Below are 14343 nucleotides of genomic sequence, written 5' to 3'. Positions count from 1 at the left end.
GAGCCGCACCCGGTGAACGCATGTGATCACCGCACCAGGTCGGCGCCACCGGCGAAGCTTGCCAGGTCGGCATGGCCGGCCGGGCTTGCTGGGTCGGCGCCGCTGGCGTGGTTTGTCAGGTGGGCGTGGCCGGGGGGTGGGGTGGGTCAGAGGGCGATGCCGAGGAGGGTGTCGGTGGTGGCTCGGACGAGAGCGGGGGCGTCGGGGTCCTCGCCCTCCCCCGCGAGGGCCCGGGTCGCCCAGGCGTCGATGATCTCGAGCGCGCCGGGCGCGTCCAGGTCGTCGGCCATCCGCTCGCGGACGCCCTGGAGCACCGGCCCGGCGTCGGGGCCCGCGGAGCGGTCGACGGCCGAGCGCCAGCGGGCCAGCCGCGCCGTCGCGGTGTCGATCTGGTCGCCGGTCCACTCCCAGTCTTCGCGGTAGTGGTGGGCGAGCAGCGCCAGCCGCACCGCCATGGGGTCGTGCTCGGCGCGCAGCCGGTGCACGAAGACCAGGTTGCCCCGCGACTTGGACATCTTCTCACCGTCGAGGCCGACCATGCCCGCGTGCACGTAGGCCCGGGCGAAGGGCCACTCTCCTGTGGCGATGTGCCCTTCGCTGGCGCCCATCTCGTGGTGCGGGAAGATCAGGTCGGTGCCGCCGCCGGAGACGTCGAACCCGCTGCCGAGGCGGTTCAGCGCGATCGTGGTGCACTCGACGTGCCAGCCGGGACGGCCGGGGCCGAGCGGCGAGGGCCAGGACGGCTCGCCGGGACGCCGGCCCCGCCACAGCAGCCAGTCGAGCGGGTTGCGCTTGCCCGGCCGGTCGGGGTCGCCGCCGCGCTCGGCGAACAGCTCCAGCATCCGCTCCTCGGAGTAACCGGAGACGGCGCCGAACTTGGGGGCGGCGGCGACCGAGAAGTAGACGTCGCCGTCCACCTCGTAGGTGGCGCCCTTGTCCTTCAGCCGGCCGATGAGCTCGGCCACCTGGTCGACGACCTCGGTGACGCCGACGTAGTCGTCCGGCGGGATGATGCGCAGCGCCTCCATGTCGGTGCGGAAGAGCTCGATCTCCTTGGCGGCCAGCTCCTGCCAGTCGACGCCGGTCTGCTGGGCGCGTTCGAGCAGGGGGTCGTCCACGTCGGTGGCGTTCTGGGTGTAGTGCACGGCGTGGCCGGCGTCCCGCCACATCCTGCCGGCCAGGTCGAAGGCGAGGTAGGTGTTGGCGTGCCCGAGATGGGTGGCGTCGTAGGGCGTGATGCCGCAGACGTACATCCGCGCCGTGGGCCCCGGGGAGGTCTCTCTGACCCCCCGGGCCGAGGTGTCATGGAGCCGGAGCGGGAGACCGGCGCCGGGCAGCGAAGGGATCTCGGGAGCAGACCACGATTGCATGTCCTGAGCCTATCCATGCGGCCGAGTGGTGCGATCACCCCGGGGTGTCCGATTTGAGGCGCTGGTGCCGCACGGGAACGATGACACAAAACCGTACTTCGTACCGTTCCAACGTGGCAGAATCTTGCCGCCGTGGGTAGAGGGGGCGCCGGCACCTGTCCGTCCGCACGCCTAGGGAGAGATCGATTGCCGCCGTCACGGCCCTTGGGGCCCACCGATCCCCCGACCATCGCCTCCTACCGGGTGACGGGACGGATCGGCGAGGGCGGCCAGGGCATCGTGTACGCCGCCGAGACCGAGTCCGGCGCGCGGGTGGCGGTGAAGCTGCTGCACCGGCGCTTCTCCGACGAGGAGCAGGTGCGGCGCTCGTTCGGCGTCGAACTGCGCCGCGCCCAGCGGGTGACCGGCCCGCGCGTGGCCCGTGTCCTGGCCTACGGCCTGCACGACGGGCGGTTGTACTACGCCAGCGAGTACGTCGACGGAACCTCCCTGTGGAAGGTCGTCGAGCGTCAGGGTCCCCGCTCGACGGAGGAGCTGTCGCAGATCGCGCTCGGCACGCTGACGGCGCTGACGGCCATCCACCAGGCGGGGGCGGCGCACGGCGACTTCGGGCCGTCGAGCGTGCTGCTCGGCACGCAGGGCCCGCAGGTCATCGACTTCGCCATCGGCCGGGTGCTCGAACGCCCGCTCGCGGCGGGCGGGTTCGCGGGCGCGTCCCCGTTCAGCGCGCCCGAGCACCTGGCGGCCACGATCCCGGGCCCCGAGAGCGACATGTTCGCCTGGGCGGGCATGATCGTCTACGCGGCGACCGGCCGGGCGCCGTTCGGCCAGGACTCGGTGCCCGCGGTGGTCAACCGCATCCTGAACGGCGTGCCCGACCTGTCCGCGCTGAGCGGGACGCTGCTGGACGCCGTCACCGCCTGCCTGGACCGGAACCCGGCCAGGCGGCCGGCCGCGCGGGAGCTGCTGGCCCGGCTGGAGGGCGTCGACCTCGGCCCCTCGCCTCGGGTCACCCCCGCGCCGCAGGGCCCCGCCTGGACGCCCGGTGCTCCCCCGCCGGGGCCCGGGCCCGGGGCGCAGCCCGCCTACGGGGGGCCGATCCCGCTGAGCCCGCGGCCCGCCATACCGACGCCGGGGCGATCCGCGCAGGCACGCCAGCCCGGCCCGCCGCCGCAGGCCGGGCTGCCGGGCGGGCCGCCTTCGTCGCCGGCCTTTCCTGCCGCGTCGCAGGCCGGTGGCGCGCTGCCGTCGCCGGGCGGCGACCGGCTCTCCCCGGACCCGGCCGCGACCGGCCCCATCCCCCCACTCGGACCGGGCCGGCCGGTCACCGGCCAGAGCGCCGGACAGACCGCCGGTCATCCAGCATTCCCGACCGGCGCGGACCGGGCCGGCGCGGCGGCGGGCCCGGCATGGCATCTCGGCCCGCCGGGCGAGGGCGGCTCGCCGCCCAATCCGGGCGACCGGCGCCCGCTCGCCCGGGAGCGGCTGCGCGGGCGCCGCGACCGGGTTATCGCGGCGGTGGCCGGGGTGGTCGCGCTGGCCGCCGCCGTCGCGATCGTCTCCACCGCCTCCGGCGGGGGGCCGAAGACCCAGTCCCCCGGGGCGGCGCCGCCGCCCCCGGCGCCCGCCACCTCGTCGAACTCGCTGATCCCCGGCGAGACGTCCTCCCCGCCGGTGACCGACGCCCCCACCCCGATCCCCTCGCCGGCCAGAACGACGCCGAAGCCGAGCGACAAGCCCGAGCCGACCCCGCGCACGCCGCCGACGCGGGCGGCCAGGCCGCTGCTGCGGGTCAGCCCGGCCCGCATCCGGGTCGCCTCGGACTACATCTCCTACGTGAACATCAAGCTGCGGGCGCCGCGCGGGGCGGTGACCTGGCGCGCCTCCATCAGCGAGGGCGGCGTGCTCAGCACCACGCGCGGCCGCATCAGGGCGGGCAGCTCGGCGACGATCACCGCTTACGGCACCCCGTACTGCAGCACGTCCAAGGTCCGCTTCACCTCCAACGGGGGCAGCAGGACCGTGACGATCATCTGGGGCGGGATCCTGTGCTGAGCGGGACCCGGTACCAGGATGCGGGGTCGCCGGGGCGCGGGCAGAAGTCGTAGCGCGGCTCCCCGGCGCCGAGGGCGACCAGGGTGATCGACGAGGTGCCCCACACGCGCCCGTCCGGCAGCTCCCGGCGGACCACCAGCGCCCTGGGGTCGGAGACCTCCAGCCCCGCCCCCGAGGCCAGCCGCCGCCACCGCTCCCATGCCGGCTCGTCGGCGCCGCCCGCCGACGGGCGCGCGGCCGAGGCGAAGCGCGGCCGGAAGAACGCCACGCGGGGGTCGGCGTCGTCGCTCTCCCAGCCGCTGTTGACCACGATGTGGGTGCCGGCGGGGAAGGTGGCCTCGCTCACGGCGTGGCCGTCCCAGCTCCACAGCCGCACGCCGCCGGCGTCGGCGACGAGCAGGTGGAAGGGGTCGTAGCAGGACAGGTCGCCGTCGGGCGGCCCGCCCTCGGCCGCCGCCTTCAGCGGCAGGTCGCCGCGGGACCTGCGGATCGGCTCGGGCGCCGCGTCGCCGCACCCGTTCAGCAGCGCCGCGACCCGCGGGCCGCCGGGGTCGACGGCCAGCCAGGTGCCGCCGGCCAGAAGGTCACGCCCACCGACCAGAGAGGGGTACCGCGGCCAGTGCGCCGCGGGCGGCTCCCATGGCCGGTTGAGTATCTCGTCACGCACTCCGGCCAGCACCACCGGAGTCTCCGCGCCGGGTTCGACGCTCACGATGACCGTGCACACGCCCGTTCCCTCCATACCGGTAGAGATGGACACATCTCACGAAGGGTACGGCCCCGGCGGGACGACTAGATGGGCGGCCAGGGAATCGCGGGCCAGTCCTCCGACGGGGAAGGGTGGACGCCGGTGCTGAGCAGGCGGCGCACGCGGTCCCAGGTGGCCTCGACCTCGGCGAGCGTCAGCAGCTCGCGCAGCCGCCGGCCGAGCCGGCCCCGCTCGATGTCGCGTTCGAGGCGGGCCAGGACGTTCACCGCCTCGCGCGGCAGGGGCTTGCCGCGCCACTGCCACAGCACGGTGCGCAGCTTGTCCTCGGCGGAGAAGCAGACGCCGTGGTCGACGCCGTAGATGTGCCCGTCGGGCAGGGGAAGCAGGTGGCCGCCCTTGCGGTCGGCGTTGTTGACCACCGCGTCGAAGATGGCCATGCGGCGCAGCGCCGGGTTGCGGCCGCGGATCAGGGCCATGAGGTCGGTCTCGGGGTCGGTGTCGATCCACAGCTGGCACATGCCGGGGCCGAACGGCCCCTCGCGGTAGACGCTCGGCGGCACGATGCGCCAGCCGGTGGCCGCCGAGACCTCGAAGGCGGCGACCTCGCGCGCGGCGAGCGTGCCGTCGGGGAAGTCCCACAAAGGACGCTCGCCCCTGACCGGCTTGTACACGCACTCGGCGACGACCCCGTCCAGGCGGATCGAGCAGTAGAGCGTCATGTTGGTCGCCTCGACCAGCCGGCCGGCGACCTCGATGGTGCCCTCGCGAAGCAGGCGCAGGGCGGTGACGTCGTCCAGCCCGGACGCGCCGGGGATGCTGCTGAGCCGGGGGTCGCTCTCTGCACTCACGTGCGGTCCCCCCGGTGGCCGTTGAGACGCACGCAGATGTGCCCGTCGGCGTCCAGTGGCTGCCCGCACAGCGGGCAGGGCGGACGGCCCGCCGCGACGATCTCGAGTGCCCGCTGGGTGAACGCGCGGGCCTCGGCGGCGGTGATGTGCACGCGCAGGACGGCGGAGTCGGGACGGTCGTCGTCGATCGTCTCTGCTTCCTCTTCCTCGTCGTCGACCTCTTTGGCCTCGATGACCACCTGGGAGGTGTCGGGGTCCCACGCGAGGGCCATGGTGCCGACTCGGAAGTCCTCATCGATGGGCAGGTCGAGGGGGGCCTTGTCGGAGAGCTCGACCGGCGCCATCGCCGGCACCGGGGCGGTGCCGCCGCTGCGGCGCAGCACCTCGTCGAGCAGCTCGTCGAGGCGATCGGCCAGCACCGCCACCTGGAACTTCTCCAGGCCCACGGTCGTCATGCGCCCCTGACCACGGGCTTGCAGGAAGAAGGCGCGTGACCCCGGTTGCCCAACGGCACCGGCCACGAACCTCTCTGGCGGATCGTAGTCGAAGACCGGCATAGCCCGACCTTACGTGGTCCCGGCTCCGCCGCCGACAGCGGCGTCGCTCCCGGTGAACTTTTCTCCCCCGTCTTCCCCCGCCGAACCCTCGGCCGGGGCGGGCGGGGGTAGAAGATTCTCCACCCCGCCGCCTACGTCGTTGACTCTCAGGACGAAAGGACGAAGGGCCGTGTAGCGGATCACGGTGAGGGAGGCGGGGTCGGCCGTGATGCGCTGGAACTGGTCGAGGTGAGCGCCCATCGCGTCGGCGACGATCGCCTTGATGACGTCGCCGTGACTGCACACCAGATAGACGGCCTCGTCGCCGAGCTTGGCGTTCCAGTGGCGCACGGCGGCGACCGCGCGGCGCTGGACGCCGGCCAGCGACTCGCCACCGGGGAACACCGCCGCGCTCGGGTGCTGCTGCACCACCCGCCAGAGCGGCTCCTCGGCCAGTTCCTTCAGCGGGCGCCCGGTCCACTCGCCGTACCCGCACTCGCCGAAGCGGTCGTCGGAGGCGATCTCGAGCCCGTCGCGTCCGGCGAGGATCGCGCGGGCGGTCTCCTGGCAGCGTTCGAGCGGGCTGGAGACGATGGCGTCCAGGCTCAGGGGCGCCAGGCGGGCGGCGAGGGCCTCGGCCTGGGCGCGGCCCGGCTCGCTCAGATGGACCCCGGGGGTCCACCCCGCGAGGACCGGCCCGGTCATCGCGGTGAGACCGTGCCGCACCAGAAGCAAAGTGGTCACAAAGCCAAGCTTATTGCGCCGTGATCACCCCTAGAGACAACAGTGTCAGCAGAAACGCCCCGATGAAGACGCGATAGGTGACAAAAACCATCATGGAGTGTCGCGTGATGTAACTGAGCAACCAGGCGATCGACGCGTATCCCACGACGAACGACACGACGGTGGCGATGATGGTCGGCACCAGGTCGGGTCCGCCGCCCGCGCCGACGTCGCGCAGCTCGAACAGCCCCGACAGCACCACGGCGGGGATGGACAGCAGGAAGGAGTAGCGGGCCGCCGCCTCGCGGGTGAAGCCGAGGAAGAGCCCGCCGGTGATGGTGGACCCCGAGCGCGAGGCCCCCGGCACCAGGGCGAGCGCCTGGAACCCCCCGATGATCAGGCCCTGCCTCAGCGTCAGCTCGCCGATCGGGGTGCGCTGCCGGCCGATCTGCTCGGCCAGCAGCAGGAGCAGGCCGAAGACGATCAGAACGGTCGCGTTGATCCACAGGTTGCGGGCCGGGCCCTCGATCTGGTCTTTGAACACCACGCCGAGCAGGCCGAGCGGGATGGTGCCGAGGCCGATGTACCAGCCCATGCGGGCGTCCATCTCACCGCGCAGCTCCGGGGTCCACAGGCTCCGCAGCCAGGTCCACATGATGCGCACGATGTCGCGCCAGAAGTAGATGACCACGGCCAGCATCGTGCCGAGCTGGATCACCGCGGTGAACGCCGCTCCCGGGTCCCCCCAGCCGAACAGCCGCGGGACGATGAGCAGGTGGGCGGAGCTGGAGATGGGCAGGAACTCGGTGAGCCCCTGCACGATGCCCAGCACGATGGCTTGCAGTGCGTCCATAGTGCGCGCCAGCCTAGGGCAGGCGGGCGGCGCGGGCAGGCAGGGGCGTGCGGGAATCGGTGAGGATCCGCCGGCGCCCCGCACCGCGCGGGCAAGGCGCGTCGTGCGGTATCGGCCCGGGTGAGAGGTTCCGACACGGTAGCCTGGCCGGATCATGGATCAGCGAATGGTCGGGCGCAGCGGTCTTTCGGTGTCGCGGGTGGGGCTCGGCACCATGACCTGGGGGCGCGACACCGGCGCGGAGGAGGCCGCCGCGCAGCTCGTCGCCTTCGCCGACGCCGGGGGCACCCTGGTCGACACCGCCGACGTCTACGCGGGCGGCGACGCCGAGCGTCTGCTCGGCCGCCTGCTGCGCGACTCGGTGCCGCGGTCGCAGATGGTCGTCGCGACCAAGGCCGTCCTGACGCCGCACGGCCACCGCTCGCGTGACGGCTCGCGCCGCGGCCTGCTGTCCGCGCTCGACGCCTCCCTCGCCCGCCTGGGCGTCGACGAGGTGGACCTGTGGCAGTTGCACGCCTTCGACGCCGAGGTGCCGCTGGAGGAGACCCTGGCGGCGGTCGACACGGCCGTCGCCTCCGGCCGCGCGGTGTACGCGGGGGTCTGCAACTACGCGGCGTGGCAGCTTGCGGCGGCGGGCGTGTGGCAGCGCTCGGCGCCGGGGCGCGCGCCGATCGTCTCGGCCCAGGTCGAGTACTCCCTGCTGGCCAGGGACCCCGAGCGTGAGGTGCTGGCCGCGGCCGAGCACGTCGGCGCCGGGGTGCTGGCCTGGTCGCCGCTCGGGCGCGGGGTGCTGACCGGCAAGTACCGCGTGGGCATCCCCGCCGACTCGCGGGCCGCGACGCCGCACTTCGCCGACTTCGTGCAGCCCTACCTCGACGAGCGGTGCCGCCGGGTCGTCGAGTCGGTCACCACGGCGGCCGAGGGGCTCGGGGCGTCGCCGCTCGCGGTGGCGCTGTCGTGGGTTCGCGACCAGCCGGGCGTGGCGGCGGCGATCGTCGGGGCGCGCACGCACGCCCAGCTGAAGGGGGTGCTGCAGGCGGAGGAGCTCACGCTGCCCGTGGAGATCCGTGAGGCGCTCGACGACGTCTCGGCCGTCGACCCCTGATACGCCCGCCCCCGGCCGCCGCGGCCGGGACCGGCGGCCATCGAACAGGAATGCGGCTCGCGTATCACTACTCGGTACCGAATCGCACCTTGTCATGGAAAGACCGGCGTGGTGCCACACACGATGGTCATGAGGACCGCGGGAGGGGAGCCCGCGTCTTCTTCGCATGCGCAGACGATGGAGGGACCATGCGCAAAAGCACGACCGCCATCTCGGCGGGAGCGCTGACGCTGGCGCTGGCGAGCGGAACCGCGCTGCTGGTGGCCGCGCCGGCGGCCGGCTCGGCGACGGGCGCGCACGGCTGCGAGCGGGGCGGGGCGGCCCTGTCCGGCCTCACCGGAGGCGTGTGCGACCTGCTGGACCAGGTCGGCGTCCCCGGCGCGGGCGCCGGCAAGCCGGTAACCGGCGCCGAGTCCGGGACCGGCACGGCGACCGGCACCGCGACCGGGACCGGGACCGGCAAGGCGACCGGCACGGCGTCCGGCACCGGCACTGAGCCTGGGACCGGCACGGGGTCCGGCACCGGGACCGGCACGGGCGCCAGGTCCGAGACCGGGTCCGGCCTCTCGGACCGAGAGCGCGAACCGGAGGAGGGTGCGGCGGGGCCGCCCCGCGACGGCCTCAAGCCGCTGACCGACGCCGTGAGCGATCTGACCGGCGACGCGCTCAAGCCCGTGACCGACACCGTCTCCGACCTCGGCGGCGACGGGCTGAAGCCCCTGACCGACCAGGTCGAGAAGACCGCTGACAAGCTGACCGGCCGCGGGCACCGGTCCTCGCCCACGGCCGCGCCGGCCTCCCCGGACACACCGGACACACCGGACGCGGAGCCGTCACCGTCGCCCGGCGAGGCGCGCGACGGCTCCGGCGACGACGATCTGCTCGGAGTGCCCATCGACACCGACTGCCTGCCCCTGGTCGGCTCGGCCGACTGCGGGGAGGAGGGGGGCCCTTCGACGTCCAAGCCCCCCACGGGCACGGACGCGGACCGTTCCACTCCCTCGGCCGCTCCGTCCGCGACGCCGCGCGGAGGCGACGACGACGGTGACGACCACGGAGGCGACCACGGTGGCGGTGGCGGCAAGGACCGCTCTCCCGGCGAGCCGCCGGCCGGGCAGCAGGGCCCGCCGCAGATCGTCGACCGGCCCGGCCCGCCCGTGGACCGTGCCACACCCGCGGCCCGCGCCTCCCATCCGCCGTCCGCCGACGTGGAGTCGCCGCCGCTGGTGCCGCTGTGGCCCGGCCTGCCCCTGCCGTCGCTGCTGGGCGACCCGCGGGCCCGCACCGCCGTGCCGGAGAGGCCCTATGACGTCGTGGGGACGGCTCTGACGGCCGTGCTGCTGGCCTCGGCGATCCTCGCGGCCCGCATCGTGCAGTCGCGGCGGGACTCCGACGCGCCGAGGTCGATGCCCTTCGAGGGCATGAGCCACCCCGACAACGGACGCCACCGCCTCGCCTGACCGTCCCGCCGCGCGGCGGGATGGAAGTGCGAGCGGTCACCCCGCCGCGCGGCGGGGCGGAAACGAGCGGTCACCCCGCCCCGCGGCGGGGGTGCGGGCGGCCGTCTCCGGCCCGCCGCGGAGCCGTACGGCCGGCTCCGCGGTCTCCCCTGCTTGCCTCCGTCAGGCGCCGATGGCGTGGACGCCGCCGTCGACGTGGACGATCTCGCCGGTGGTGGCGGGGAACCAGTCGGACAGCAGCGCGAGGCATGCCTTGGCGGCGGGCACCGTGTCGGTGAGATCCCACCCCAGGGGGGCCTTGGCCGGCCAGCTGTCCTCGAACTCGGCGAAGCCGGGGATGCTCTTGGCGGCCATGGTGCGCAGCGGCCCGGCCGCCACGAGGTTCACCCGGATGCCGTGCTTGCCGAGGTCGCGCGCCAGGTAGCGCGAGCAGGACTCAAGGCCGGCCTTGGCCACGCCCATCCAGTCGTAGACCGGCCACGCCTTGGTGGCGTCGAAGTCGAGGCCGACGACGGCGCCGCCCTCCTTCATCAGCGGCAGGCAGGCGACCGCCAGCGACTTGAAGGAGTAGGTGGAGACGTGGACGGCCGTGGCGACGTCCTCCCACGAGGTGTTGAGGAAGTTGCCGCCGAGGGCCGTCTGCGGCGCGAAGCCGATCGAGTGCACCACGCCGTCCAGACCGCCGAGGTGCTCGCCGACGCGGTCGGCGAGCGTGTCGAGGTGCTCGGTGTTCTGCACGTCGAGCTCGATCACCGGCGGCGGCTCGGGCAGGCGCTTGGCGATGCGCTCGACCAGGCTGAGCCGGCCGAAGCCGGTGAGCACGATCGTGGCGCCCTGCTCCTGGGCCAGCTTGGCGACCGAGAAGGCGATGGAGGCGTCGGTGAGCACGCCGGTCACGAGCAGGCGCTTGCCGTCGAGGATTCCCATGTCAGTGCCCCATTCCAAGGCCGCCGTCCACCGGGATGACCGCACCGGTGATGTAGGCGGCGTCGTCGCTCACCAGGAACTTCACCACGCGCGCGATGTCCGCCGCGGTCGCGGCGCGGCCGAGCGGGATGTTGCGCGTGATGGCGTTCTGCTGGTCGGCGTCCAGGGCGGCCGTCATGTCGGTCTCGACGAAGCCGGGCGCCACGATGTTGACGGTGATGCCGCGCGATCCGAGCTCACGGGCCAGCGAGCGGCCGAAGCCGATGAGGCCGGCCTTGGAGGCGGCGTAGTTGGTCTGGCCCGCCGAGCCGAGCATGGCGACGACGGAGGAGACGAGCACAATGCGTCCCCGGCGCATGCGGAGCATGCCGCGGGTGGCCCGCTTGGCGACGCGGTAGGCGCCGGTGAGGTTGGTGTCGATGACGTCGGTGAAGGCGTCTTCCTTCATCAGCGGCAGCAAGGTGTCCCGGGTGACACCGGCGTTGGCCACCACGATCTCGACGGGCCCGTGCTCGGCCTCGGCCTTGGAGAAGGCCACGTCGACGTCTTCGGAGCTGGTGACGTCGCACTTCACGCCGAACAGCCCCTCGGGGGGCTCTCCGGAGCGGTAGGTGACTGCGACGGCGTCACCGGCGGCGGCCAGCTCGCGGGCGATCGAGAGACCGATCCCGCGGTTGCCACCGGTTACGAGTACTGATCGAGGCATGGGCACGACGCTATCGCTTACTCGCAGGTAAACCCATATCCGCCCCGTACAAGATCACAGGGCTAGGATCGTGGACATGCGCCAGATCGATCCCGACTTCCTCGCCCTTCCGCTCAGGCGGCTGGCGGACGCGGCCCTGCAGCGCGCCCGAGAGCTCGGCGCCGCACACGCCGACTTCCGTCTCGAACGGGTGCGCGGCGAGACGCTCAGCCTGTTCGACTCCCGCCTCGAGGGTTCCATGGACGCCGACGACCTCGGCTACGCCGTCCGGGTGATCCTCGACGGCACGTGGGGCTTCGCCGCGGGCATCGAGCTGACGCCGGAGGCCGCCGCCGAGGTGGCCGATCAGGCCGTCAAGGTCGCCCGGGTCGCCGCCGCCGTCAACCGCGAGCCTGTCGCGCTGGCCCCCGAGCCGGTGCACGACCAGGTCACCTGGGTGTCGCCCTACGACGTCGACCCCTTCTCCGTGCCGATGAAGGACAAGGTCGCCCTGCTCGCCGACTGGTCGGCCGGCCTGCTGAAGGACCCTCGGGTGGACCACGTCTCCGCCTCGCTCATGCAGGTCAAGGAGCAGAAGTTCTACGCCGACACCGCGGGCACCGAGGCCACCCAGCAGCGGGTGCGCATCCACCCGGTGCTCACGGTGATGCGCGTGGCCGACGGCCGCTTCGACGACATGCGCACGCTCGCGCCGCCGACGGGGCGCGGCTACGAGTACCTCACCGGGACGGGGTGGGACTTCCCCGGCGAGCTCGCCACGCTGCCCGAGCTGCTGGAGGAGAAGCTCAAGGCGCCCTCGGTCGAGGCGGGGATGTACGACCTGGTGATCCACCCCTCCAACCTGTGGCTGACGATCCACGAGTCGATCGGCCACGCCACCGAGCTCGACCGCGCGCTCGGCTACGAGGCGGCCTACGCGGGCACGAGCTTCGCCACCTTCGACCGTCTGGGCACCCTCGAGTACGGCTCGCCGATCATGCACGTCACCGGCGACCGCACCGCCGAGCACGGCCTGGCGTCGGTCGGGTACGACGACGAGGGCGTGGCGACGCGCCAGTTCGACATCGTGCGCGGCGGCACGCTGGTGGGTTACCAGCTCGACCGGCGCATGGCGCTGCTGAAGGGGCTCGGCCCCTCCAACGGCTGCGCCTTCGCCGACTCCCCCGGCCACTTCCCGCTCCAGCGGATGGCCAACGTCTCCCTCCAGCCCGCGCTGGACGGCCCCTCGACCGACGAGCTGATCTCGCGGGTCGAGCGCGGCATCTACGTCATGGGCGACAAGAGCTGGTCCATCGACATGCAGCGGTACAACTTCCAGTTCACCGGCCAGCGGTTCTACCGCATCGAGGGCGGCCGGCTCACCGGCCAGGTGCGGGACGTGGCCTACCAGGCCACCACCACCGACTTCTGGCGGTCCATGGAGGCCGTCGGCGGCCCGCAGACCTACGTGCTGGGCGGCGCCTTCAACTGCGGCAAGGGCCAGCCCGGCCAGGTGGCGCCGGTCAGCCATGGGTGCCCCTCGGCCCTGTTCCGCGGGGTCAAGATCCTCAACACCGTTCAGGAGGGTGGAAAGTGACTCCCCAGGAGACCGTCGAACGCGCCCTTGCCCTCAGCAAGGCCGACGAGTGCGTCGTGATCGTCGACGAGGGGTCCACCGCGAACCTCCGCTTCGCCGGCAACACGCTGACCACCAACGGCGTGGCCCGCTCCTCCCAGCTCACCGTCATCTCGATCACCGGTCAGGGCGTCGGCGTCGTGTCACGGTCTGCCGTGCGCCCCGACCAGCTCGCCGACGTGGTCACCGCGGCCGACCTGGCCTCCCACGAGGCGCCGCCCGCCGAGGACGCCCGGCCGCTGGTGGCCGGCACCAGCTCGCAGGGCTGGGACGATCCCGCCGCGTCCACCTCGATCGAGGTGTTCGAGCGGTTCGCGCCCGCGCTCGGTGAGGCGTTCGCCGGGGCCGAGACCGCCGGGCACCGGCTGTACGGCTTCGCCGAGCACATCGTCGCCTCCACCTTCCTCGGCTCCTCCAGCGGCCTGCGGCTGCGTCACGACCAGCCGACGGGCCGGCTGGAGCTCAACGCCAAGTCGCCCGACATGACCCGCTCGGCGTGGACCGGCGTGGCCACCCGCGACTTCGCCGACGTGGACGTCGCCGCGCTGGACGAGACCCTCGGACGGCGCCTCGACTGGGCGAAGCGCCGGGTCGCCCTGCCCGCGGGGCGCTACGAGACGCTGATCCCGCCCACGGCGGTCGCCGACCTGATGATCTACCTGTACTGGTCGGCGGGGGCCAGGGACGCCGCCGACGGCCGCACGGTGTTCTCCCGTCCCGAGGGCGGCACCCGCGTCGGCGAGTCGCTGTCGGCCTCGCCGGTGCGGCTCTACAGCGACCCCGCGGCCTCCGGCATCGAGTGCGCGCCGTTCGTCGTGGCCCACGCCGGCAGCCGCGAGCGGTCGGTGTTCGACAACGGGCTGCCCCTGGCGAGCACCGACTGGATCCGTGACGGGTCGCTGTCGGCGCTGCTGCAGACCCGGCACTCGGCCGAGCTGACCGGGCTCGCGCCGACCCCGGCGATCGACAATCTGATCATGGCGGGGCCCGAGGGCGGGCGCTCGCTGGAGGAGATGATCGCCTCCACCGACCGCGGCCTGCTGCTGACCTGCCTGTGGTACATCCGCGAGGTGGACCCGCAGTCGCTGCTGCTGACCGGCCTCACCCGTGACGGCGTCTACCTGGTGGAGAACGGCGAGGTGGTCGGCGAGGTGAACAACTTCCGGTTCAACGAGAGCCCGGTCGACCTGCTGGGCCGGCTCACCGAGATCGGCCGCGAGGAGCAGACCCTCCCCCGCGAGTGGAACGACTACTTCACCCGCACGATCATGCCCCCGGTGCGGGTGTCCGACTTCAACATGTCGACGGTCAGCCAGGCGAGCTGATCCGCCTCCCCCCGGTGCCGGACGTCCGGCGCCGGGGCCGCCGCCGTCCCGCGAGGGGGCCCTCGCGGGACCGCCAGGTCGCCTCAGGGGTCCGGCGGAGCCGCGGGCGGC

Annotated in this window: 13 protein-coding genes; 5 read left to right on the top strand and 8 right to left on the bottom strand. The window is 73.4% G+C overall.

Features of this window, described 5'->3' with window-relative positions; genetic code table 11:
• Positions 1-146: 146 nt before the first annotated feature.
• Positions 147-1370, bottom strand: a complete 1224-nt coding sequence (mshC, locus tag ABZU32_RS38620; protein ID WP_354931163.1) for a cysteine--1-D-myo-inosityl 2-amino-2-deoxy-alpha-D-glucopyranoside ligase — start codon at positions 1368-1370, stop codon at positions 147-149.
• A gap of 243 nt (positions 1371-1613) precedes the next feature.
• Here mshC and ABZU32_RS38615 point away from each other — a divergent pair, with 243 nt between their 5' ends.
• Positions 1614-3425 carry a protein kinase gene (locus tag ABZU32_RS38615; RefSeq protein WP_354931160.1) on the top strand — a complete coding sequence of 604 codons (1812 nt, stop codon included), beginning with the start codon at positions 1614-1616 and terminating at the stop codon, positions 3423-3425.
• Here the strand turns inward: ABZU32_RS38615 and ABZU32_RS38610 are convergent.
• The 5 genes from ABZU32_RS38610 to ABZU32_RS38590 form a co-directional block, all read right to left on the bottom strand.
• Positions 3400-4152, bottom strand: a complete 753-nt coding sequence (locus ABZU32_RS38610) for an NRDE family protein (RefSeq protein ID WP_354931157.1) — start codon at positions 4150-4152, stop codon at positions 3400-3402. The two genes, ABZU32_RS38615 and ABZU32_RS38610, sit on opposite strands and share 26 nt — an antisense overlap.
• A 65-nt stretch (positions 4153-4217) precedes the next feature.
• Entirely contained in the window at positions 4218-4982 is a 765-nt protein-coding gene (locus ABZU32_RS38605) for an SCO1664 family protein (RefSeq protein ID WP_354931154.1), read from the bottom strand.
• A complete protein-coding gene (locus ABZU32_RS38600) occupies positions 4979-5539 on the bottom strand; it encodes a DUF3090 domain-containing protein (protein WP_354931151.1) in 561 nt (186 codons plus the stop codon). The genes ABZU32_RS38605 and ABZU32_RS38600 overlap by 4 nt, the downstream gene beginning before the upstream one ends.
• A gap of 9 nt (positions 5540-5548) precedes the next feature.
• Positions 5549-6262 carry a histidine phosphatase family protein gene (locus ABZU32_RS38595; RefSeq protein WP_354931148.1) on the bottom strand — a complete coding sequence of 238 codons (714 nt, stop codon included), beginning with the start codon at positions 6260-6262 and terminating at the stop codon, positions 5549-5551.
• Positions 6263-6272: 10 nt separating this feature from the next.
• The gene (locus tag ABZU32_RS38590) at positions 6273-7094 is read right to left on the bottom strand and encodes an undecaprenyl-diphosphate phosphatase (protein ID WP_354931146.1); all 822 of its coding nucleotides are present in this window, start codon (positions 7092-7094) and stop codon (positions 6273-6275) included.
• Between the two features lie 154 nt (positions 7095-7248).
• On the opposite strand from ABZU32_RS38590, the gene ABZU32_RS38585 reads away from it, so the two are divergent.
• Both ABZU32_RS38585 and ABZU32_RS38580 read left to right on the top strand, forming a co-directional pair.
• Positions 7249-8199, top strand: a complete 951-nt coding sequence (locus ABZU32_RS38585; protein WP_354845191.1) for an aldo/keto reductase — start codon at positions 7249-7251, stop codon at positions 8197-8199.
• Between the two features lie 188 nt (positions 8200-8387).
• Positions 8388-9659, top strand: a complete 1272-nt coding sequence (locus ABZU32_RS38580) for a hypothetical protein (protein ID WP_354931144.1) — start codon at positions 8388-8390, stop codon at positions 9657-9659.
• Positions 9660-9821: 162 nt separating this feature from the next.
• On the opposite strand, the gene fabI is transcribed toward ABZU32_RS38580, so the two are convergent.
• Together fabI and fabG are read right to left on the bottom strand one after the other, a co-directional pair.
• On the bottom strand, positions 9822-10586 hold the full coding sequence (gene fabI / locus ABZU32_RS38575; RefSeq protein WP_354845185.1) for an enoyl-ACP reductase FabI: 765 nt from the start codon (positions 10584-10586) through the stop codon (positions 9822-9824).
• Position 10587: 1 nt separating this feature from the next.
• Positions 10588-11292 carry a 3-oxoacyl-ACP reductase FabG gene (fabG, locus tag ABZU32_RS38570; RefSeq protein WP_354931141.1) on the bottom strand — a complete coding sequence of 235 codons (705 nt, stop codon included), beginning with the start codon at positions 11290-11292 and terminating at the stop codon, positions 10588-10590.
• A 76-nt stretch (positions 11293-11368) separates the two neighbouring features.
• On the opposite strand from fabG, the gene ABZU32_RS38565 reads away from it, so the two are divergent.
• Both ABZU32_RS38565 and ABZU32_RS38560 read left to right on the top strand, forming a co-directional pair.
• Positions 11369-12868: a TldD/PmbA family protein gene (locus tag ABZU32_RS38565; protein ID WP_354931139.1), complete on the top strand. Its 1500-nt coding sequence runs from the start codon at positions 11369-11371 to the stop codon at positions 12866-12868.
• Positions 12865-14232, top strand: coding sequence for a metallopeptidase TldD-related protein (locus tag ABZU32_RS38560; protein ID WP_354931136.1), 1368 nt, complete (start codon positions 12865-12867; stop codon positions 14230-14232). Before ABZU32_RS38565 ends, ABZU32_RS38560 begins: the two co-directional genes overlap by 4 nt.
• The last annotated feature ends 111 nt before the right edge of the window (positions 14233-14343 follow it).

Source organism: Sphaerisporangium sp. NPDC005288 (genome assembly GCF_040607475.1).
In the GTDB taxonomy this organism is placed as follows: Bacteria; Actinomycetota; Actinomycetes; order Streptosporangiales; family Streptosporangiaceae; genus Sphaerisporangium; species Sphaerisporangium rhizosphaerae.
The sequence above is the reverse complement of the archived record's forward strand: the minus strand, read 5'-3'. Positions and strand labels throughout refer to the sequence as shown.